The sequence below is a fragment of the Streptomyces sp. NPDC086519 genome (genome assembly GCF_040686075.1).
Classification (GTDB): domain Bacteria; phylum Actinomycetota; class Actinomycetes; order Streptomycetales; family Streptomycetaceae; genus Streptomyces; species Streptomyces shenzhenensis.
The window spans coordinates 1-20,244 of sequence record NZ_JBFBJL010000086.1 but is presented as its reverse complement, the minus strand read 5'-3'; the positions used below and the strand labels follow the sequence as shown (position 1 = coordinate 20,244).

Genomic DNA, 20,244 nt, shown 5'->3' with positions numbered 1-20,244 from the left:
TTCCGCACCCGCGGCAGCGACGCGACGCACAGTGCGACTCCCCGGAGCAGAGAGGCAGTGACCGTGTTCGACACCGACATCTACCTGCGGCGGCTGGGCCACGACAGCGAGCGGGCCGGGCGTCCCGCGCCCGACCTGACCACTCTCGTCCGGCTGCACAAGCGGCACATGGAGACCGTGCCGTTCAGCAGCACCGGCTCCCTGGCCGTGCCGACCGCAAGCGGCGAGGTGGTCGATCTGGTCGACTTCGACCAGAACGCCACCTTCGACGCCGTCGTCGCGGCCGGCCACGGCGGCGGCTGCGTCCAGATGACCCGGCTGTTCCTGCGCCTGCTGCGCGACCTCGGCTACGACGTCGACCTGATCGCCGGCACCACGGCCGAGGGAGAGGCGGAGTACGGCGTCGATGTCGAGCACATGCTGATGGTGGCCCGCCTCGACGGAGCCCGCTGGCTCGTCGACGTGGGCTACGCCGGACCATCGTTCCTCGAACCCCTGCGGCTCGACGGTGCCACCGACGGGCGCGAGCAGGTGCAGTACGGCTGCCGGTACCGCCTCGTCGAGGACGGCGACGGCGTGCTCCTGCAGCGCAGGCCGCGGCTGGGGCGCTGGAGCGTGGTCTTCCGCTTCACCCCGAAGGTCCGCGAGCCCGCCGAGTGGTACGCCTTCCAGGACCTGGCGAACGTGAAGCTCGCAGCCGTGACCCAGGAGAGCGCACCCCAGCTCCACAGCCGGGCCGTCGCCGACGGACAGGTGGTGCTCAAGGGCCGGCGCCTGCTGACGGTGCGGGCCGGCATCGAGAAGTCCCGGACCGTCACCGATGACGAGGAACTGAGCGCGGTCCGCGACGGCATCCTCGGCGGCACGCTCGACTGAAGCACGGCACACCGCTCCCCTCGCTCGACGCGGCCCACGCCGCTCGTCTCATGACCCTCGACAGAACAGGACGGACATGCGCCGCAACCTATCCCGCTCGGAGAACCTGTACGCCGGGGAGATGAGAACCCAGGCCGTGCGCACGATCACGGTGCGCGGCGGTGTCGACCCCGACGCGCTCGGCGCGGCGTTCGCCGCGGTGCTGGCCGACCACCCGTCGCTGCGCAGCCGCCTGGAGCGGGACGCCGAGGGCAGTTTCCTCAGCCCGCTGAAGCCCGACGAACTGCCGCGCCTGGTGGTGCGCGCCGACGGCCCGGACGCGCTGGTGCAGGAGTGGAACACGCCGCTGCCGCTGGGCGGCCCGCTGGTCCGCGCGGTGCTGCTGACCGGCGAGGACGAGGACACGCTGGTCCTCGGGACCGACCATGCGATCTGCGACGGCCGCAGCGCGACCGCCCTGTGTGTCCGCTTGTGGCGGTATTACGCCGACATCAAGGCAGGCACGCACCCGGCCGTCCGGCCCGTCCAGGAGGACTGGCCGGCGGCGATCGACGACCGCCTCGCACCCGTCACCGAGACCGACGTGGCCGCCTACGTCCAGGGGCGGCTCGACCGGGCCGAAGGCGCCCCGGTCGGCGCCCTCCCGTACCTGGCGGCCCGGTCCGGCGAGGTGGCGCCCCAGCAGGGCCGGACCCAGTCACGCCGGCTCCAGCTCGACGCCTCCGAGACCGCGAGTCTCCTGGCGTTCGCCCGGAGCGCGGGAGTGTCGGTGCACGGGCTGGTGGGCGCGGCGATTCTCGCGGCCGTCCGTTCCGGCCTTCCGGCGGAGTACGCCGACCACCGGCTGGCCTGCGTCTCCACGGTGGACCTGCGCGAGCGGGTGGAGCCCGAGCTGAGCCGTGAGGTGATGGTCCCCGCGGCCTCGTGGTACCAGGATCTGGTCGACGTACCGGCGGGGGCCGACCTCGTCGCGCTGGGCCGTCGGCTCGCCACCGGCCTCGGCGCCGCGGTCGTCCGCGGCGAACCAGCCCTGGAACTGCAGTCGCTGGACCGGCTGCTGGCCACCCCGCACCTGCTGGCGGCGAGCGTGGTGATGACCAACATCGGACGCGTCACCCTCCCGTCGTCCCCGCCCGGCCTGGAGATCGTGGACATGCGGGGGTTCGCGGTGTCCAGCAAGGCGCCGTCGTTCCTGCAACACGGCCCGGTGCTCGCCGTACTGATGACGGTCCGCGACCGGTTCCGCATCGAGATGCCCTACAGCACCGAGTGCTTCACGGAAGAACAGATGGACGCGGTCCACGACCATGTCCGGGCGACCCTGCGGGAGTTCGCCGACCGGGGATCGATCCCGGCCGGGTGACGAACCGCCCGACACCGGCTAGTCGCCGACGCGGGTACCGACCACGACCGTGCAGTACATCTCGTCGTTCGTGGACACGCGGGGGACGAGGCCGTGGTCGGCCATCGCCCGAGCGGTGAGCGGGGCCTGCTCCTCGCTGGTCTCGATCAGCAGGCTGCCGCCCGGCGCCAGCCACGCCGGTGCCCCGGCGGCGACCCGGCGGTGCACCTCGACACCGTCGGCGCCCCCGTCGAGCGTGTACTTCGGCTCGTGGTCGCGTGCCTCGGGCGGCATCATCGCGATCTCGTCCGTCGGCACGTACGGGGCGTTGACGACCAGCACGTCCACGCGGCCGTGCAGCGAGCCGGGCAGCGCGTCGTACAGGTCGCCCTCGTACACGTGGGCATCGGGGCCGACGTTCAGCCGCGCGCAGGCGACCGCGTTCGGGTCGATGTCGGCGCACGACAGCTCGATCCCGGGCACCCGCGCGGCGACGGCGGCGCCGATCGCTCCGGTTCCGCAGCACAGATCGACGACGACCGAGCCCCGCCGGGCCGACTCCGCCGCCAGGTCGACCAGGAACCGGGTGCGCTGACGCGGGACGAACACCCCGGCGTTCACCCGGATCCGCAGGCCGCAGAACTCGGCCCAGCCGAGGATGACCTCCAGCGGCTCGCCGAGCACACGGCGGTGCACCAGCACGTCCAGCTCGGTGGGTGTCGCGGCGGCGTCGAGGAGCAGCGCCGCCTCGTCCTCCGCGAACACGCATCCGGCACCTCGCAGGGTGGCCACCGTGCGCGACAGCACCTCATCGGCGGGAGTGATCGACATCGAAGCCTTTCGAGGAAGAACCCCGGCCGGCCGGGCCGGTCCGCCGGCCGCGAATGCGTCACCTGCCGTCAGACCGGGGGATGTGGCGTGCGGGATATCAACTTACGGTGACCAGCGGACGGTTCAGCCAGCTTAGCAGGAGAGGTCGATGGACTTTGTGACCAGGGAAGTCGGCGCCGACCGTGGGTCCGCGGCCCTGCGGACCGCACGGTGGCGGGCGGCTGGGCGATCATGAGCACCGCCACCGGTTCCGCGCGGGTCTCCGCCGTCACCGCCCCCGACACCCCCGACCCGCGCACGACGGCGGGCAAGCTGGCCGACCTCCGGCAGCGGATCGACGCCGCGATGTGCGCCGGCGGCGCCGTCGGCACGGAACGCCAGCATGCGAAGGGACGCCGGACGGCGCGCGAGCGCATCGACGCCCTGCTCGACCCCGGCTCCTTCGTCGAACTCGACGCGCTGGCCCGGCACGCGCCGACCGTCGGCACACCGGAGCGGCACGCCATGGGGGACGGCGTCGTCACCGGCACCGGCACGATCGACGGCCGTGCGGTGGCCGTCTACAGCCAGGACGCCACCGTGTTCGGCGGAACACTCGGTGAGGTGCACGGCGACAAGATCGTCAAGCTGATGGACCTGGCGGCCAGGGTCGGCTGCCCGCTGGTGGGGATCAACGACGGCGGCGGCGCGCGCATCCAGGAAGGCGTCGGCACGCTCGGCCGCTACGGCGAGATCTTCTACCGCAACGTGCGCTGCTCCGGCGTCGTCCCGCAGATCTCGCTGATCATGGGCGCGTGCGCCGGGGGAGCGGTGTACTCGCCGGCGCTCACCGACTTCACTGTCATGGTCGACCGGACCAGCCACATGTTCATCACCGGGCCCGAGGTCATTAGGACCGTCACCGGCGAGGAGGTCGACTTCGAGACGCTCGGCGGCGGCCGCCCGCACAACACCCGGTCGGGGGTGGCGCACTACCTGGCCTCCGACGAGGACGACGCGCTGGCCTACGCCAAGGACCTGCTCAGCTATCTGCCGAGCAACAACCTCTCCGTGCCGCCGGTCTTCTCCCCGCCGGAGCCGGCGGTCTCGAGCGCCGACGGGCTCACCGCCACCGATCTCGAACTCGACACGATCGTCCCGGACTCGCCGCACCAGGCCTACGACATGTACGAGGTCATCACCCGGGTGCTCGACGACGGCGAGTTCCTCGAGGTGCAGAGGATGTTCGCACCCAACATCGTCGTCGGCTTCGGCCGGGTGGACGGGCGCAGCGTGGGGGTCGTCGCCAACCAGCCCACACACGTGGCGGGTTGCCTGGACATCAACGCCTCGGAGAAGGCGGCACGTTTTGTGCGCACCTGCGACGCGTTCAACGTGCCCGTCCTGACGTTCGTGGACGTGCCGGGTTTCCTGCCCGGTGTCGACCAGGAGTGGGACGGGATCATCCGGCGGGGCGCCAAACTGATCTACGCCTACGCCGAGGCGGTCGTCCCCAAGATCACGGTGATCACGCGCAAGGCGTACGGCGGTGCCTACGGCGCCATGGGCTCCAAGCACCTCGGCGCCGACGTCAACCTGTCCTGGCCGACCGCGCAGATCGCCGTGACGGGCGCGGCGGGAGCCGTCGGCATCCTCTACCGCAGGGAACTGGCGCGGCTGGAGGGCGACGAACTGGCGCAGCGCCGCGCCCAGTTGGTGCGGGAGTACGAGGACCAGGCCACTCCCTACGCCGCGGCCGACCGCGGTTACGTCGACGCGGTCATCCAGCCGTCGCACACCCGCGCACAGATCGGGTGGGCGCTGCGGCTGCTGGCGACCAAGCGCGCGGAGGGGCCACCCCGCAGGCACGGCAACATCCCGCTCTGAGCGGGGACGCGACGGCACGACCCGAAGCACAGCGGGACCGAGACCAGACAGTTGACGGACCGAAGAGGGCGGAAGCACTTGACTCTCCCCGAAAGCGTTGAGCACTCCGAGCCGGTGAAGGCACAGACACCCGACCCCCATGACTTCCTGGCCCTGGACGACGAACTGGACGCCACCGAGCGGGCTGTGCGCGACACGGTGCGGGCCTACGCCACGACCGAGCTGCTGCCCCACGTCGCCGACTGGTACGAGCGCGCGGAGCTGCCCCGCTCGATCGCCAAGGAACTCGGCGCCCTCGGCCTGCTGGGGATGCAGCTGGACGGCTACGGCTGCGCCAATCTCTCGGCCACCGCCTACGGCGTCGCCTGCCGCGAACTGGAAGCGGTGGACTCCGGACTGCGCAGTTTCGTGTCCGTGCAGGGCTGCCTCGCCATGTGCGCCATCCACCGCTGGGGCAGTGCGGAACAGCGGCAGGAATGGCTGCCCCGCATGGCCGCGGGCGAGGCGCTCGGGTGCTTCGGCCTGACCGAACCGGAGTCGGGCTCGGACCCGGGCTCGATGCGTACGTTCGCCCGTCGCGACGGCGGCGACTGGGTGCTCGACGGCACCAAGGCGTGGATCAACAACGGCGCGCTCGCGGACGTCGCGGTGATCTGGGCACACACGGAGGACGGGGTGCGCGCATTCCTCGTGCCCACCGGCACGCCGGGCTTCGCCGCCCAGGAGATCACCCGCAAGCTGGCCCTGCGGGCGTCCAACACCGCCGGGCTCACCCTGGACCAGGTGCGGGTCCCCGCGTCGGCCGCCCTGCCCGGGGCGCGCGGTCTGAAGACGGCGCTCTCGTGCCTGAACGAGGCCCGCTTCGGCATCATCTGGGGCGTGGTCGGCGCCGCCCGCACCTGCTACGCCAGTGCGCTCGACTACGCCGTCGGCCGTGAGCAGTTCGGCCGGTCGCTCGCCTCCTTCCAGCTCTCCCAGCGCAAGCTCGCGGACATGGTGGTGGACCTCACGCACGCCGGGATGACCGCGCTGCGGCTGGCCCGGCTGAAGGAGGCCGGCCGGCTGGTACCCACGCAGCTCAGCCTCGGCAAGCTCGCCAACGTGCGTGCCGCGACCGAGGTCGCCCGCACGGCCCGCAGCATCCTCGGCGCCAACGGCATCACCCTCGACTACCCGGTGATGCGGCACATGTCCAACCTGGAGGCGGTGCTCACCGTCGAGGGGACCGAGGAGGTCCACACCCTCAGCATCGGCCGGGCGGTCACCGGTGTCCAGGCATTCCGCTGACGGTCCCGAGCATGACGCTGCCACCCGGCGGCGCGCGACACCCGAAACTCCCGTACGACGAGGAGCTGCCATGCGGCGTCACGACATTTCACCACATCTACGAGCCACGGGTCATCGCCCATGGGGCACGAGCCGGGGCGGGAGGGCGGGACGGTGAGGGCTGTCTACGCGGCACGTCCCGACGCCGAGGAACCGCTGGCCGCCCTGGCCGTCGGCGAGCGCCCCGATCCCGAGGTGCCCGAGGGGTGGCTGCGGGTCCGGGTCAGGTCCGTATCCCTCAACCACAAGGATCTGTGGACCCTGCGGGGTGTCGGCCTGAACCACGACAAGTATCCGCGGATCCTCGGCTGTGAGGCGGCGGGGGAGGACCCCGAGGGCCGCCGCGTGGTGCTCTATCCCGTACTGGAGTCCCCACCGGGCACCGCGGACGAGACCCTGGTCCTGCCGGCCGCGCAGCTCGTGGGCGCCCGGCCCGGCACGATGGCCGAGTACATCGGCGTGCCCGCGACCAGCCTGCTGCCGGTCCCGGACCAGCTGACCTGGGAAGAGGCAGCCTGCCTGATCTGCTCCTGGCTGCCGGCGTACCGCATGCTGTTCACCAAGGCCAAGCTGCAGCCCGGCGATTCGGTTCTCGTGCAGGGCGCCGCCGGCGGACTCTCCACCGCGCTGATCACGTTGGGCGCGGCCGGCGGACTCCGGGTGTACGCCACCAGCCGTACCGCCGACAAGCGAGAGCTTGCCAGGCGCCTGGGCGCGCACGAGGTGCTGGAGCCCAAGGCGCGACTGCCCGAACAGGTGGACGCTGTCATCGACAGCGTCGGCCGGGCGACATGGACGCACTCCCTGCACAGCGTGCGCACCGGTGGCACGGTCGTCGTCGCCGGCGCCACCTCCGGCGACGTCTCGCCGGCCCGGCTGCACCGGGTCTACTTCCACCAGATCAACATCGTCGGGTCGTTCAGCGGCACCCGGGACGAATACGCGCGGATGCTGGCGCTCATGCGCACCACGGGCATCCGGCCCCTCGTGGACGACGTGATGCCGCCACAGGACGCGCGAGCGGCGTTCAAACGCCTGCTGGACGGCGACGTCCGGGGCAACCTCGTACTGAGCTGGCCGTAAGGTGCGGGCCCGGCGCCCGGGCGGCACCTCCCGGGCGTCCTGATCAGGCCGGCACCGCCTGGTGCGACGGGGGACCCGGCCGTGATCGTCACGATGCCGGACCGTATGCGGGCCGGAGCAGTGGGGCTGCTGCCGTTCGGGCGGCGACGTCGCCGAGCCCCCGCGGCCTGTCCCATCGGGCCCCCTTCCTTCTGTGCCGCCGCCGTCAGCGGCGAAAGGCTCAACGCACACCGGATTCCGGCCCATTGACCGTCGCCGCCGTTGCGCGGCAGGAAGGAGAAACCGGCGTGGCAAGGCCGAGCGAGGCGCGGTGGACGACTGTGGACGGCTATGTCGCCGACGTGCTGTCCGCGCCTGCGGCGGACCCCGGCGAAGAGGTCGTGCACTGTCCGGGCGTGACCGCCACCGCCGCCGAGCACATCCGCTCGGTGGCCGGCACCCACCGCGTCCTACGGGAGGCGGGCGCCGGGCGCGGCACCGTCGTCGCTGCGCTCACCGCGCCCAGCAGCCCCGATACGACCGCGGTGCGGCACGCGGCGCAGCTGCTCGGTGCCGCCGTCTGCCACCCGCGCTCGACCAACCTGGGCTCCAGCACGGCGATGCCGGCGGCCGATGACCGGCTGAGACCATCCGGGCCGCCGGCGCCACGGTCCTGCACGCCGGCCCGGACCTCTCTGCCGGAGCTGCCGAACCGGCGGCCGCGGCCGGCACCGCCCTCGTCGGCCAGGGCGTGCCCGGCGCCGTCGAGCCGGTGCCCGCCGACGGTCCCGGTCGCCTCACTGCCGAGGGCCGGGACCCCGCCGACCTGGCGCCTGCCATCGTCACCCGGACACGGGTAAACCGCTGGACGACGGCCGGGTGGGCGAGATCCGGATGTGCGCCCCGCGGCCCATGGACGGTTGCCTCGACCCCGCACCGACGGCGAGTGCTCTGCTCGATGGCCGGTACCGCACGGGGGACACCGGATACCGCGACGAACGCGGCTGTCTCCGTCTGCTCGATCGGGCCGCCGACCTCGGCAGGCTCGACGGGGTCAAGGTGTACCCGGCGACCGTCGAGCGCGAGGTGCTGGCGCGTCCAGGGGTCGCCCCGGCCGGTGCTCGACGAGGTCCTGGTGAACGCGGGCGACAAACCCGACGAGGTGTGGCTTCGACCTCGCAGCGCCGCACCTGCCCGACTTGAACAACTCCTGTTCGTCCCGCACTTCTTCACCCGTAAAGGACGCAGTATGCCCACGCATCTCGAGTACTTCACCCACGGCATCTCCGAGGAGCAGCGCCGCACCCGCACCTTCCTGGAGATCGGCCGGCGCGCGGGGCACTTCCCCCGTGCCGTCGCCCGGACCGACGCGTTGGAAAGCGAGGTGAGCGTCTGGTGCAGCAACGACTACCTCAGCATGGGCCAGCACCCGCTGGTTCTGGCTGCCGTGCACGACGCCGTCGCCCGCTTCGGGGCCGGCTCCGGCGGCTCGCGCAACATCGGTGGCACCAACCACCGCCACGTGGAGCTGGAGCGCGAACTGGCCGACTGGCACGGCAAGGACGCGGCGCTGCTGTTCACCTCCGGCTACACCGCGAACGACGGGGCGCTGGCGGTGATCGCCGGCCGGCCCGAAGGCACCGTGGTCTTCTCGGACGAGCGGAACCACGCCTCGATCATCGACGGGCTGCGGCGCAGCGGTGCCCGCAAGCGCATCTTCCGCCACAACGACGTCGCCCACCTGGCCGAACTCCTCGCGGACACCGACCCCGACGTGCCCAAGCTGATCGTGCTGGAGTCGGTCTACTCGATGTCCGGGGACGTGGCCCCCCTCGCCGAGATCGCCGACCTCGCGGACCGGTACGGCGCCACCACCTTCCTCGACGAAGTGCACGCGATCGGCATGTACGGCCCCCAGGGAGCGGGCATCGCGGCACGCGAGGGCATCGCCGACCGGTTCGACGTCGTCATGGGCACCCTCGCCAAGGCGCTGGGCACGGCGGGCGGCTACATCACCGGGCCCGCCGATCTGATCGACACCGTCCGCACCTTTTCCCGCGCGTTCGTCTTCACCACCTCCCTGCCGCCCGCCATCGCCGCCGGCGCCCTGGCCGCCGTACGTCATCTGCGGACGTCCGACGCCGAGCGGGACCGGCTGGCGGAGAACGCGGGGCTGTTGCACCGGCTGCTGGACGACGCCGATGTCCCGTACCTGTCCGCGGACTCGCACATCGTCTCCGCGCTGGTCGGCGATGACGCCCTGTGCAAGCAGGCCTCGAACCTGCTGCTCGACCGGCACGGGATCTATGTCCAGGCCATCAACGCGCCCAGCGTGCGCCTCGGAGAGGAACTGCTGCGTATCGCGCCCTCGGCGACGCACACCCCGGCGGACGTGCAGAAGTTCGCCGAGGCTCTGGCCGGGATCTGGCGCGACCTGGAGATCCGGACGGCCTCCGACCGGCGGGACGCGGCCGCGAAGGAGGAGGCGTGACCCGTTCCCTCGCTGCCGTGCTCGCCGACACGGCGGCACGGCGTCCGGACCATCCGGCCCTGATCTGGGACTCAGCCGCGGTGACCTACCGCCAACTGTGGCAGCGGGTCAGCGGTGTGGCCGGCACCCTGCGGCGGCACGGCCTCGGCCCGGGCGACCGGATCGCCGTGCTGGTACCCAACACGCCGGATTTTCCCGCCGCTTACTACGGTGCACTCGCGCTGGGTGCGACCGTCGTCCCGCTGAACACCCAACTACGCGCCCCCGAGATCGAGTTCGTGCTGCGGGACAGCGACGCGCGGGCCCTCGTCTGCGACGCGTCCGCACTGGAGCAGGGCGCCCCGGCGGCCACCGCCACCGGGGCCGCGCTTTTCACCGTCGCGGGTGGACACCCCGCGGCCGTACGGCTCGACGACCCGGACTCCGGACCTGCGCTCGCGGATCTCGTCCCCGTCGGCCCCGAAGACATCGCCGCGATCCTCTACACCTCCGGCACGACCGGCCGCCCCAAGGGGGCAATGCTCACGCACCGCAACATCGTGATGAACATCGAGGTGAGCGCCGTATCCCCGTTCGCCGTCCGGTCGGACGACGTGCTGCTCGGGTGTCTGCCGCTGTCCCACACCTTCGGCCAGACCTGCGTCATGGGCACCTGCTTCTCGGCCGGCGCGACACTCGTGCTGATGCGCAGGTTCCACGCGGTGCCCGCGCTGGAGCTGATGGCCCGGTACGGCTGCACCGTCTTCATGGGCGTGCCGACGATGTACCACGCACTGCTGGAGGCGGTGGCGGCCGGCACCCCCGCCCCGCCCACGCTGCGGCGCGCCTACAGCGGCGGCTCGGCCCTGCCCGTGCCGGTCCTGGAACAGGTGCGGCAGACCCTCGGATGCGAGGTGTACGAGGGCTACGGGCTGACCGAGACCTCACCGGTCGTCGCCTACAACCAGCCCGGCATCCCCTGCCGGCCCGGCACCGTAGGCCTGCCGGTCACCGGCGTGGAGGTGGCGGTCGCCCGTGCCGACGTCGAGGGGACCGTCGAGCTGTTGCCGGCGGGCGAGATCGGGGAGATCGTGATCCGCGGCCACAACGTGATGGCCGGCTATCTCGGGCTGCCCGCGGCGACCGCGGCGGTCCTGGTGGACGGCTGGTTCCGCTCCGGCGACCTGGGCGTGCTCGGCGCGGACGGATACCTGTCCGTCGTGGACCGTAAGAAGGACGTCATCCTGCGCGGCGGATACAACGTCTACCCGAGGGAGGTCGAGGAGGTCCTGCTGCGGCATCCGGCCGTCGAACAGGCCGCCGTCGTCGGCGTACCCGACGTCCGGCAGGGCGAGGAGGTGTGCGCGGTCGTCGTGCTCCGGGACGGGTTCGCGCCCGACGGCGTGTCGGCGGCCGACCTGGTGGCGTGGTGCCGCGAACGTCTGGCGGGCTACAAGTGTCCGCGCCGGGTCGAGTTCGCCGGGGAACTGCCGCTGGGCCCGAGCGGCAAGGTGCTCAAGCGGGAACTCACCGCGCGGCTCGGCGCGTTGGAGTCTGCGCGGGTCGCTTCTTGAGCAGGGCGGTATCCGGCGCCCTGACCACGGTGACCGCCTCCCGCAGCAACCGGAGGCGGGGCGCCGAGCGGTCGACGAAGCCGTGCGTCAGCGAGCCCACGCCGCGTCCACCCGCTCGTCCTGCGGAGGGGCGAGTCCGCCCGGCCCGGGTTCTTGCCGCAGCCGACGCCTACGACACGGGCGAGGACCCAATGGCCGGCTCCTCGGCCGCCAAGCTGTTCTGGGGCGAGGCGGTCCGGGGAGCCGCGGACCGCGGGGTTCAGGTCCACGGTGGCCCCGGCCGCACGGGAAGCACTCTTCGGAGGTCCAGCGGTGACGGAGGCGCCCATGCTCGGATCAGTGGAGGACCTGGACCTCACGCGGTACGTGCGTGACGGCGACGGCGTGATGTGGGCCCAGGCGTGCGCCGAGCCCCGCACGCTCGTCGAACATCTGCTGCGGCAACGGCCGGCGGCGGGCCTCAGGGCGTTCATCGGCATCCCGGTGGCCCGGACGCTGTCCCAGGACAACGCCCGATGGATGACTCTGAACTCGTACACCGGTGCGGGCGTAAACGCCGACCTGCACTCCGCCGGCGCCCTGGACATCGTGCCCGCGCACTACTCCTCCTTCCCCGGCCTGATCCGGGACGGCGTCATCAAGGCCGACGTGGTACTGGTCCAGCTCTCACCCCCCGACAGCAGGGGGCACTACAGCCTGGGCATCGCGCGCGAATATCTCGCGGACGCGCTCGCCACGGCCCGCGCCGTCATCGGTGAGGTCCACCCGGACGTCCCCTGGACCCACGGCGGCCCCACGCTGACCGCCGACGACCTGGCAGCCGTGGTCCCCGCCCGGTACCCTCCGGCGGAGAGCCCGCGGACCAGCCCCAAGCCCGTCCACCAGGCGATCGCGGCGAACGTCGCCGCACTGATCGAGGACGGGGCGACCCTGCAATTCGGCGTGGGTGCCCTCACCGAGGCCGTGCTGGACGAACTGCACGACCGCCGCCATCTCGGCGTCCACTCGGGCCTGCTGCCGGACGGACTCGTACCGCTGATCGAGCGCGGCGTCGTCACCGGCGAACGGAAGTCGGTCGACCGCGGCAAGACGGTGGGCGGCATGCTCCTCGGCACCCGTCGGCTGTTCGAGCACGTCCACCGCAACCCCCGGGTGGAACTGCGCGCCACCAGCTACACCCATCACCCGGCGGTGCTGGCCGCCCAGCACCGGTTCGTGGCCCTGAACTCCGCCGTCGAGGTGGACCTCACCGGCCAGGTCAACGCCGAAGTGGCTCAAGGCCGCTATGTCGGGGCCGTGGGCGGCGCGGTCGACTTCCTGCGGGGCGCGTCGCGCTCCGAGGGAGGGGTGCCTGTGGTCATGCTGCCCTCGCGAGCCGGGACGGCCAGCCGAATCGTCACCGGACTCAGCGGCCCGGTGAGCACACCGCGCAGCGACGCGGGCGTAGTGGTCACCGAGCACGGCTTTGCCGATCTGCGGGGGCTGTCGTTGAGTCAACGCGTCGAGCGCATGATCGCGCTCGCCGCACCTGAGAACCGTGGGGAACTCGACCGCTCGGCAGAGGCGGTCCTCGCGAACGTGAGGCGAGCGCGTCAAGGATGAGAAGAGCGCTCGTCAGCCCTCTGCCTACGGTTGTCGGGAGCCACTCTCACCGTGAAGCCTGGTGTCCCTGGTGGCTTCCGCTGTGCGACGCCCGGTCAGAGGCCTTCTCTCGCGGATTGAGGTCGGGCGGGCAGCCCTGTGCGCGGAGCCGCGCGGGCCTGCCGTGGTGGTGCTGGGGCCGCATGCGGGTGCCTGCTTGGTGCGGGAGCCGGTGGACGGCGGCGACGGAGTAGCTGTGCTCCCTGGCGAGTTCCGGCCCCGCTAGCCGAGCAGCTCGCGTACGAGCGAGGCGACCTGCTCGGTCTCGATCAGGAAGCCGTCGTGGCCGTAGGGCGACTCGATCAGGCGCAGACGGTCCGCCCCGGGAATCCCGGCCGCCAACTCGGCCTGCTGGGAGGGTGGATAGAGGCGGTCGGAGTCGACTCCGGCGACGAGGGTCCGGGCGGTCACGCGGCGCAGCGCGGCACGCGTGCCACCGCGGTCGCGGCCGATGTCGTGGCTGTTCATGGCCTCGGAGAGGGTGACATAGCTGCCCGCGTCGAAGCGGCGCACCAACTTGGCGGCGTGGTGGTCGAGATACGACTCGACCTGGTACCGGCCGCCGTTCCACGGGTCCTCGGGGCCCTGCGCGGCACGGCCGAAGCGGACCGCCAGCTCCGCCTCGCTGCGGTAGGTGACATGAGCCAGGCGCCGGGCCAGGCCGAGTCCGGCACGGGGCTCCCGGCCGGTGTCGTGGTAGTCGCCGCCGTGCCAGTGCGGGTCGGAGCGGATGGCGTGGAGCTGGATGTTCGCCCAGGCGATCTGCTCGGCGCTCGCCGCGGCCGTGGTGGCGAGCAGCAGCAGCGCGTCCGTCCGCTGCGGATACGTCACGGCCCACTCCAGCGCCCGCATCCCGCCCATGGAACCGCCGATCACCAACGCCCAGCGCTCGATGCCCAGGTCGTCCGCGAGACCGGCCTCCACGGCGACCTGGTCACGCTGGGTCAGGAACGGGAAGCCGCCGCCCCAGCTCCGCCCGTCCGGGCGCGGCGAGGACGGCCCGGTGCTGCCCTGGCAGCCGCCGAGCACGTTCGGCGCGACGACGAACCAGCGGTCCGTGTCCAGGGCTTGGCCGGCACCGACGAGTGCGTCCCACCAGCCGGGGGTGGGATGACCGGGCCCCGCCGGTCCGCGGACATGGCTGTCGCCGGTGAGTGCGTGCAGCACCAGGACCGCGTTCGAGCGGTCCGGTGCGAGTCGCCCCCAGGTCTCGAACGCCAGCCGCACACCGGGCAGTTCACCGCCGGCTTCCAGCGCGAGGGGCTTCTCCCGCACGTACCACCGGCGGCGCCCGGGCGGGTCCCCCTCCCGCCAGGCCCCGGAGGCCGGCGGGAAGGGGACCGCTGACGGCGTCTGCTGCACGGTGTTCAGGACGCGCCCTTGGCCGCGCGGAACCCGGCCTCCAGGTCGGCCTTCAGGTCGGCGAGGTTCTCGATGCCCACCGACAGGCGTACCAGACCGGGCGAGGTCCCGGTCGCCGCCAACTGCGCGTCGTCCAGCTGACTGTGGGTCGTGGACGCGGGGTGGATGATGAGGCTGCGTACGTCCCCGATGTTGGCGAGATGACTGAACAGCTCGACCGCGTCCACGAACCGCTTCCCGGCCTCGACCCCGTCCCGCAGCTCGAAGGCGAGCACCGCACCGGCGCCGCGCGGCAGATAGCGCCGACCCGCCTCGTACCAGCGGTTGGACTCCAGCCCCGGATAGTGGACGGCGGCGACCTCGTCGCGCTGCTCCAGCCACTCGGCGAGTGCCTGGGCGTTGGCCGAGTGCCGTTCGATGCGCAGGCTCAGCGTCTCCACGCCCTGGAGGAGCAGGAACGCGGAGTGCGGCGAGATCGCCGGGCCCAGGTCGCGCAGCAGCTGCACGCGCAGCTTGATGGCGAAGGCGCCCGGGCCGAGCGCCGGCCAGTACCGGAGGCCGTGGTAGCTGGGGTCCGGCTCGCTGAAGTCGGGGAAGCGCTCGGCGTGCGCGCCGAAGTCGAAGGTGCCGCCGTCGACGACGACACCGGCGATGGTGGTGCCGTGCCCGCCGAGGAACTTCGTCGCGGAGTGGACGACGATGTCGGCGCCGTGCTCGATGGGCCGCAGCAGATACGGGGTCGGCACGGTGTTGTCCACGATCAGCGGGACACCCGCCTCGTGCGCGACGTCCGCCACCGCCCGTACGTCGAGCACGTTCCCGCGCGGATTGCCGAGCGTCTCGGCGAACAGGGCCTTCGTGTTCGGCCGGATCGCGGCCCGCCAGGCCTCGAAGTCGTCCGGGTCGTCGACGAACGACACCTCGATGCCGAACTTGGGCAGCGTGTGCCGGAAGAGGTTGTATGTGCCGCCGTACAGGGACGTGCTGGAGACGATGTGGTCGCCCGCGGAGGCCAGCGTCAGGAGGGCGAGGGTCTCCGCGGCCTGTCCGGAGGCGAGGGCCACGGCGGCGACCCCGCCCTCCAGAGCGGCGACGCGCTGCTCGAAGACGTCCTGGGTGGGGTTGTGGATGCGGGTGTAGATGTTGCCGGGCTCGGCCAGCGAGAACAGGTCGGCGGCATGCCGGGTGTCACGGAAGACGAACGAACTGGTCTGGTAGATCGGCACCGCCCGCGCCCCGGTCGTCGGGTCCGGTACGGCACCGGCGTGGATCTGCTTGGTCTCGAACGACCAGGCCGAGGTGTCGGGACCGGTGGGGTCCTCGGGCGTGTGGCCCGCGGCGACGGAGTCGATGGGCTGGCTCATGGTTCTCCCTTGTGCGGGGCGTGCGGAGTACGTGGAACGACCGCGGGGCCGCTGTCCGGAGGAAGGCACGGCGGAAGTCGGCGGGGCGCGGTGGGGGAGGAGGGGGCCGGAGGCCGGGGCGGAGCGTCAGCTCGCGGTGGGACACCCCGTGCTGGTGACACGCACGTAGTCGACGTGGCGGCGGGTCACGAGCAGGGTCATGCAGTGAGAGAACCACAGCCTGTGCGGAGAGTCAGCACGGCGTGGGGTGTTGAAACACGATTGCCACAACCCCGCCGGCCCCGGCGCGGGTCACCCCGCGGACGCGAGCACCGCCGTACGACCTCCCAGGACGGCGGAGCTGGGACCTGCCGGTGCGGGCGAGCGTCTCGTGGTCGGCGAGGGTATCGGCGTCGCCGACCAGGAGCAGGGCCGTGCGCCTGGGCCGCCTTGGCGGCCGGCGAGGCCGGCCACGAACATCGTGCGCAGCACGCAGGAGGCGCTCGTGGTGAACCTTCCGGGGCGGTACGGGCTGGAGGCAGGGGAGTCCTGAGGAGGCTCGCGAGACGTCCCGGGCGTCGCTGGGCCGGCCCAGGGCGAGCGGTCTACTGGCCCGGCTGCGCCGCCAGCCACTCCCGGTACGCCGCCACCGCCGTCGGCAGGGTCGGGAAGATGCGGTCGTGGCCGACCGCGTCCGCGAGGCCGTACCGCTCCAGGCTGTTCAGGAGATCCTGCTTGACGCGGGCGAGGGCGAACACGACGCCGCGCGCGTCCAGTTCGCGGCGGAGGGCGTCGACCGCGTCGAGGGCGGTGATGTCGACCTCCACGTTGGCCTCGGTGTTCAGGACGAACCAGCGGACGGGCCGGCTCTGTCCGTCGACGGCGGCCAGGGCCCGGCGGTGGAAGTTCTCGGCGTTGGCGAAGAACAGCGGCGAGTCGTAGCGGTAGACCAGGAGACCGGGGACCGTGTGGGCGGTGGGGTAGTCGTCGATGTCGTGCATCCCGGCCAGGCCGGGGACCAGGCCCTCGACCGCGTCGTGCGGGCGGGCCACCCGGGTCAGCAGTTCGGCCACCGACAGGCCGACGGCGACCAGCACGCCGTACAGGATGTCCAGGACGAGGACCCCGGCCAGGCAGCCGAGCGCGAGGAGCAGCTCGCGGCGGCGGAAGGCGGCAAGGCGGCGGAAGCCGGCGAGGTCGGTCATCCGGGTCGCGGCGTAGACCACCAGGGCGCCGAGCACCGCGGCGGGCGTCCGGGTGAGCAGGGGGCTGAGGAAGAGCAGGACCGCGAGGACCAGGGCGCCGGCGACCAGGGAGTACGCCTGGCTGCGGGCCCCCGCCGAGGTGGCCAGGGCGGTTCGGCTGGCGCTGCTGCTCACCGGGAATCCGTGCACGACGCTCGCCCCGAGGTTGGCGGCGCCGAGAGCCAGGAACTCCTGGTCGGCGTCGAGCCCCGGGCCGTCGTCCGGGCCTCGGCCGGCGAACGCGCGGGCGGTGAGGATGAAGTCCGTGTACGCCACCAGGAGGACGCCGAGTGCGGGCAGCACCAGGCGCGGCAGCTCGGTCAGGTCCGGCAGGGAGAGGTCGGGCACACCCGCCGGGACGGTGCCGATGACCCGGATGCCGTACCGGCCGTCGAGGTCGAACGCCACCACGGCCGCCGTGCCCAGGACCACGGCCAGCAGCGGGCCGGGAAGCGCCCGGAAGGACCGCGTGACGACGAGGAGGAAGAACAGCATCGCCGCCGAGAGGACCACGGTCGCCGGCCGTGCCTCGCGCAGGTGTGTGAAGAACGACCAGAGCTGGGGGAAGAACTCGGTTCCCGTCACCGGTACACCGGTGAGTTTGGGCAGCTGGTCCACCACCATGATCGCAGCGACCCCGGCCAGGTAGCCGATCAGGACGGGGCGGGAGAGCAGGTCCGCCAGAAAGCCCAGCCGGACCGCCCGCGCGATCAGGCAGAGCAGGCCGACCGCGGCGGCGAGGGTGGCCGCCAGTACGGCGTAGCGGCCGGGGGAGCCGCCGGCGAGCGGGGCGACCACGGTGGCCGTCATCAGGGCGGTCGTCGACTCCGGGCCGACCGACAGCAGCCGTGAGGAGCCGAACACCGTGTACAGGGCCAGGGCGGGCAGGATCGCCCACAGACCGGCGACCGGGGGCAGCCCGGCCACCCCGGCGTACGCCATCACCTGCGGCACCAGGTACGCGGCGACCGTCACCCCGGCCAGCACGTCGCCCTTCAGCCAGGCGCGCCGGTAGCCGAGCAGCGAGACAAGTCCGGGCGCGAGGAGCCGGTGCCATCCCGGACGCCCGTCACCGCCGTGGGTCATGTGCCGCCTTTCGCCTGGTGATCGCGGGAATCATCATGGCAGTGCCCACGCGCTGAGGACCGTGCGGCCCACCCCGGCCCGGCCGGTGGCCTCTGCCGGCGGCCCGTCGTCGGCACGGGCGGACCATGACCGGCACGCGGCGCCTTCTCCGGCGGTTCCCGCCGGTTCCCCGAGCCGACGGGACCGCGGTGACCGGCTGCTCAGAGGCTCGCCGAGTGGTCCGGGACGTACGTCTGCAGATCCCGCGGCGGGCGCTCGTAGCCGGTCGACGGCGGCCGCTTCGGGAGCTCCAGCACCGGCGGCGGCACGTCGTGGTACGGCACGGTCGACAGCAGGTGGGCCATCATGTTCAGCCGGGCCCGGCGCTTGTCGTCGCTCTCCACGATGTACCAGGGTGCCTCGCTGATGTCGGTGTGGATCAGCATCTCGTCCTTGGCCCGGGAGTAGGCCTCCCAGTGGGTGATCGACTCCAGGTCCATCGGCGAGAGCTTCCAGCGCCGCAGCGGATCCTCGAGGCGCTTGCGGAACCGGTCCTGCTGCTCGGTGTCGCTCACCGAGAACCAGTACTTGCGCAGCAGGATCCCGGACTCCACCAGCATCCGCTCGAAGATCGGGCAGTGCCGCAGGAAGAGCTGGTACTCCTCCTTCGTACAGAAGCCCATCACCCGTTCGACGCCGGCCCGGTTGTACCAGGACCGGTCGAACAGCACGATCTCCCCGGCCGCCGGTAGATGTTCCGCGTACCGCTGGAAGTACCACTGGGTGCGCTCGCGCTCGGTGGGCTTCGGCAGCGCCGCGATCCGGGCGATACGCGGATTGAGGTGCTCGGTGACCCGTTTGATCGTGCCGCCCTTACCCGCCGCGTCCCGCCCCTCGAAGATCACTACGAGGCGGGCCCCCGTGGCCCGCACCCACTCCTGCAGTTTCACCAACTCGGTCTGCAGACGAAGCAGTTCAGCCTCGTACGCCTTGCGCGGCAGCTCCGCCGCCTTCGTGCCGGCCATGCCGCCTCCACCGCCCGATGACCTACCCATTGGAGCCATCCGGTGTCCGAGGTCGAACACCAGGACGCCACCGTACTGTCCGACGAGGCGGCCGCGCACCCTGCCCGCTCGGCCATGGAGAGAGCGAAGTCCAGTCGGCGGGTGGCGCGGAAGGGCCGTTCGGCCCCTCCGTCCCGTGACGGCAGGCCCGAACGGCCTGTCCTGGGGGGTTCCGGCGAGCGGGGGCCGTCCGGCGCGCGGGGCCCGTCCGGCGGGCGGCTGGGGCCGGACGGCCCAAGCCCACCCCACCGGGCTGCGTCAAGCTGGAGCTGCGACCGGCTTCCGGCTCCGCGGCGGCCAAGGACGGTGAGGGGCAGGAGAACGCCTTCGCCCGTGCTGTCGGCACCGGGCGCCGTAGGAGGGCCCGGGGGACTGGCGCACGCGTTGCGGGGCCACCGACCAGAGCAGGATGTGAGAGACGAGACGGCCGATGTATGCCAACGACGGATTCCGTGAACTCGACCGGCGGGAGTGCCTGGGGCTGCTCGCCTGCGTGCCGGTCGGCCGTATCGTCCACACACGCGGGGCGCTGCCGGCCGTGCTGCCCGTCAACTTCGGTCTGGACCGTGACGGAGCGGTGGTCCTGCGCACGTCCGAGGCCTCGGAGCTGGTGCGGGCCATCGACGGCGCCGTCGTCGCCTTCGAGGCGGACGAGGTGGACGCCGTCGCGCAGGCCGGCTGGAGCGTCGTGGTGACCGGCCGCGCGAGTGTGGTCAGCGACCCCGGCGAACACGAAAGGCTCCTCCGCGAGGGCCCCAGGTCCTGGGCGCCGTCCCCGCGGGAGGTCTTCGTCCGCATCGACCCGGAGCTGGTCACCGGGCGCGAACTGACCGGCGGCCGCACCCGGTACGGCCTGGACGCCGTCTCCTGACGATCGGTGCGCCACCACCGGCGCACCGGTTACGGGCGTTCCGTTCCGGCCGGGCCGCCGCGCCGTCCGCCCCCCTTGGGGGGCGCCTGTGACTTGCATCATCCGGGTGCCCGATGGGGTCGGTGCCCACTACGGTGGGCTTGATCGGACCTGCCGGTTTACGAGTCGACGGGGTCGGGAGGAGTGCGGTGGAGAACCACGAGGCCCGGGTGCGGTTGCCGCAGCTCAGGTTGGATGAGCTGCTGGAGGAGTTGCAGGCGCGTCTGGATGCCGCGCGGGGGACTCGGGATCGGGTGCACAGTCTGCT

General features: G+C 72.4%; 17 protein-coding genes. 12 read left to right on the top strand and 5 right to left on the bottom strand.

What is annotated here, in order from left to right; translation table 11 throughout:
* Positions 1-57: 57 nt before the first annotated feature.
* A complete protein-coding gene (locus AB0P24_RS43085) occupies positions 58-876 on the top strand; it encodes an arylamine N-acetyltransferase (protein WP_365804073.1) in 819 nt (272 codons plus the stop codon).
* Between the two features lie 76 nt (positions 877-952).
* The gene (locus AB0P24_RS43080; protein WP_365804071.1) at positions 953-2,239 is read left to right on the top strand and encodes a condensation domain-containing protein; all 1,287 of its coding nucleotides are present in this window, start codon (positions 953-955) and stop codon (positions 2,237-2,239) included.
* Between the two features lie 18 nt (positions 2,240-2,257).
* On the opposite strand, the gene AB0P24_RS43075 is transcribed toward AB0P24_RS43080, so the two are convergent.
* The gene (locus tag AB0P24_RS43075) at positions 2,258-3,049 is read right to left on the bottom strand and encodes a putative protein N(5)-glutamine methyltransferase (RefSeq protein ID WP_365804069.1); all 792 of its coding nucleotides are present in this window, start codon (positions 3,047-3,049) and stop codon (positions 2,258-2,260) included.
* A 231-nt stretch (positions 3,050-3,280) separates the two neighbouring features.
* On the opposite strand from AB0P24_RS43075, the gene AB0P24_RS43070 reads away from it, so the two are divergent.
* The 8 genes from AB0P24_RS43070 to AB0P24_RS43035 all read left to right on the top strand — a co-directional run bounded on the left by AB0P24_RS43070 (position 3,281) and on the right by AB0P24_RS43035 (position 12,949).
* On the top strand, positions 3,281-4,915 hold the full coding sequence (locus AB0P24_RS43070) for an acyl-CoA carboxylase subunit beta (RefSeq protein WP_365804068.1): 1,635 nt from the start codon (positions 3,281-3,283) through the stop codon (positions 4,913-4,915).
* Between the two features lie 165 nt (positions 4,916-5,080).
* Entirely contained in the window at positions 5,081-6,202 is a 1,122-nt protein-coding gene (locus AB0P24_RS43065; RefSeq protein ID WP_365804079.1) for an acyl-CoA dehydrogenase family protein, read from the top strand.
* A 153-nt stretch (positions 6,203-6,355) separates the two neighbouring features.
* The gene (locus AB0P24_RS43060) at positions 6,356-7,324 is read left to right on the top strand and encodes a zinc-binding dehydrogenase (protein WP_365804066.1); all 969 of its coding nucleotides are present in this window, start codon (positions 6,356-6,358) and stop codon (positions 7,322-7,324) included.
* 287 nt (positions 7,325-7,611) lie between these two features.
* The gene (locus tag AB0P24_RS43055) at positions 7,612-8,163 is read left to right on the top strand and encodes a hypothetical protein (protein ID WP_365804064.1); all 552 of its coding nucleotides are present in this window, start codon (positions 7,612-7,614) and stop codon (positions 8,161-8,163) included.
* Positions 8,164-8,552: 389 nt separating this feature from the next.
* Positions 8,553-9,794 carry a 5-aminolevulinate synthase gene (gene hemA / locus AB0P24_RS43050; protein ID WP_365804062.1) on the top strand — a complete coding sequence of 414 codons (1,242 nt, stop codon included), beginning with the start codon at positions 8,553-8,555 and terminating at the stop codon, positions 9,792-9,794.
* On the top strand, positions 9,791-11,347 hold the full coding sequence (locus tag AB0P24_RS43045; RefSeq protein WP_365804060.1) for a long-chain fatty acid--CoA ligase: 1,557 nt from the start codon (positions 9,791-9,793) through the stop codon (positions 11,345-11,347). The genes hemA and AB0P24_RS43045 overlap by 4 nt, the downstream gene beginning before the upstream one ends.
* The gene (locus AB0P24_RS43040; RefSeq protein WP_365804058.1) at positions 11,230-11,721 is read left to right on the top strand and encodes an acyl-CoA dehydrogenase family protein; all 492 of its coding nucleotides are present in this window, start codon (positions 11,230-11,232) and stop codon (positions 11,719-11,721) included. Before AB0P24_RS43045 ends, AB0P24_RS43040 begins: the two co-directional genes overlap by 118 nt.
* Positions 11,675-12,949 (top strand): acetyl-CoA hydrolase/transferase C-terminal domain-containing protein, encoded by a 1,275-nt coding sequence (locus tag AB0P24_RS43035; protein ID WP_365804056.1) that lies wholly within the window; start codon positions 11,675-11,677, stop codon positions 12,947-12,949. The genes AB0P24_RS43040 and AB0P24_RS43035 overlap by 47 nt, the downstream gene beginning before the upstream one ends.
* Positions 12,950-13,210: 261 nt before the next feature.
* Here AB0P24_RS43035 and AB0P24_RS43030 read toward each other — a convergent pair whose 3' ends face one another.
* The 4 genes from AB0P24_RS43030 to ppk2 all read right to left on the bottom strand — a co-directional run bounded on the left by AB0P24_RS43030 (position 13,211) and on the right by ppk2 (position 19,027).
* Positions 13,211-14,359 carry a homoserine O-acetyltransferase gene (locus AB0P24_RS43030; RefSeq protein ID WP_365804077.1) on the bottom strand — a complete coding sequence of 383 codons (1,149 nt, stop codon included), beginning with the start codon at positions 14,357-14,359 and terminating at the stop codon, positions 13,211-13,213.
* A complete protein-coding gene (locus AB0P24_RS43025) occupies positions 14,356-15,714 on the bottom strand; it encodes a bifunctional o-acetylhomoserine/o-acetylserine sulfhydrylase (RefSeq protein ID WP_365804054.1) in 1,359 nt (452 codons plus the stop codon). The genes AB0P24_RS43030 and AB0P24_RS43025 overlap by 4 nt, the downstream gene beginning before the upstream one ends.
* Positions 15,715-16,298: 584 nt before the next feature.
* Positions 16,299-18,023 carry a sulfate permease gene (gene sulP, locus AB0P24_RS43020; protein ID WP_365804052.1) on the bottom strand — a complete coding sequence of 575 codons (1,725 nt, stop codon included), beginning with the start codon at positions 18,021-18,023 and terminating at the stop codon, positions 16,299-16,301.
* Positions 18,024-18,223: 200 nt separating this feature from the next.
* Positions 18,224-19,027 carry a polyphosphate kinase 2 gene (ppk2, locus tag AB0P24_RS43015; RefSeq protein ID WP_365804050.1) on the bottom strand — a complete coding sequence of 268 codons (804 nt, stop codon included), beginning with the start codon at positions 19,025-19,027 and terminating at the stop codon, positions 18,224-18,226.
* Between the two features lie 469 nt (positions 19,028-19,496).
* On the opposite strand from ppk2, the gene AB0P24_RS43010 reads away from it, so the two are divergent.
* The gene (locus AB0P24_RS43010; protein ID WP_365804048.1) at positions 19,497-19,937 is read left to right on the top strand and encodes a pyridoxamine 5'-phosphate oxidase family protein; all 441 of its coding nucleotides are present in this window, start codon (positions 19,497-19,499) and stop codon (positions 19,935-19,937) included.
* Between the two features lie 113 nt (positions 19,938-20,050).
* The coding region (locus tag AB0P24_RS43005) for a hypothetical protein (RefSeq protein WP_365804046.1) at positions 20,051-20,244 on the top strand (194 nt) is incomplete at its 3' end.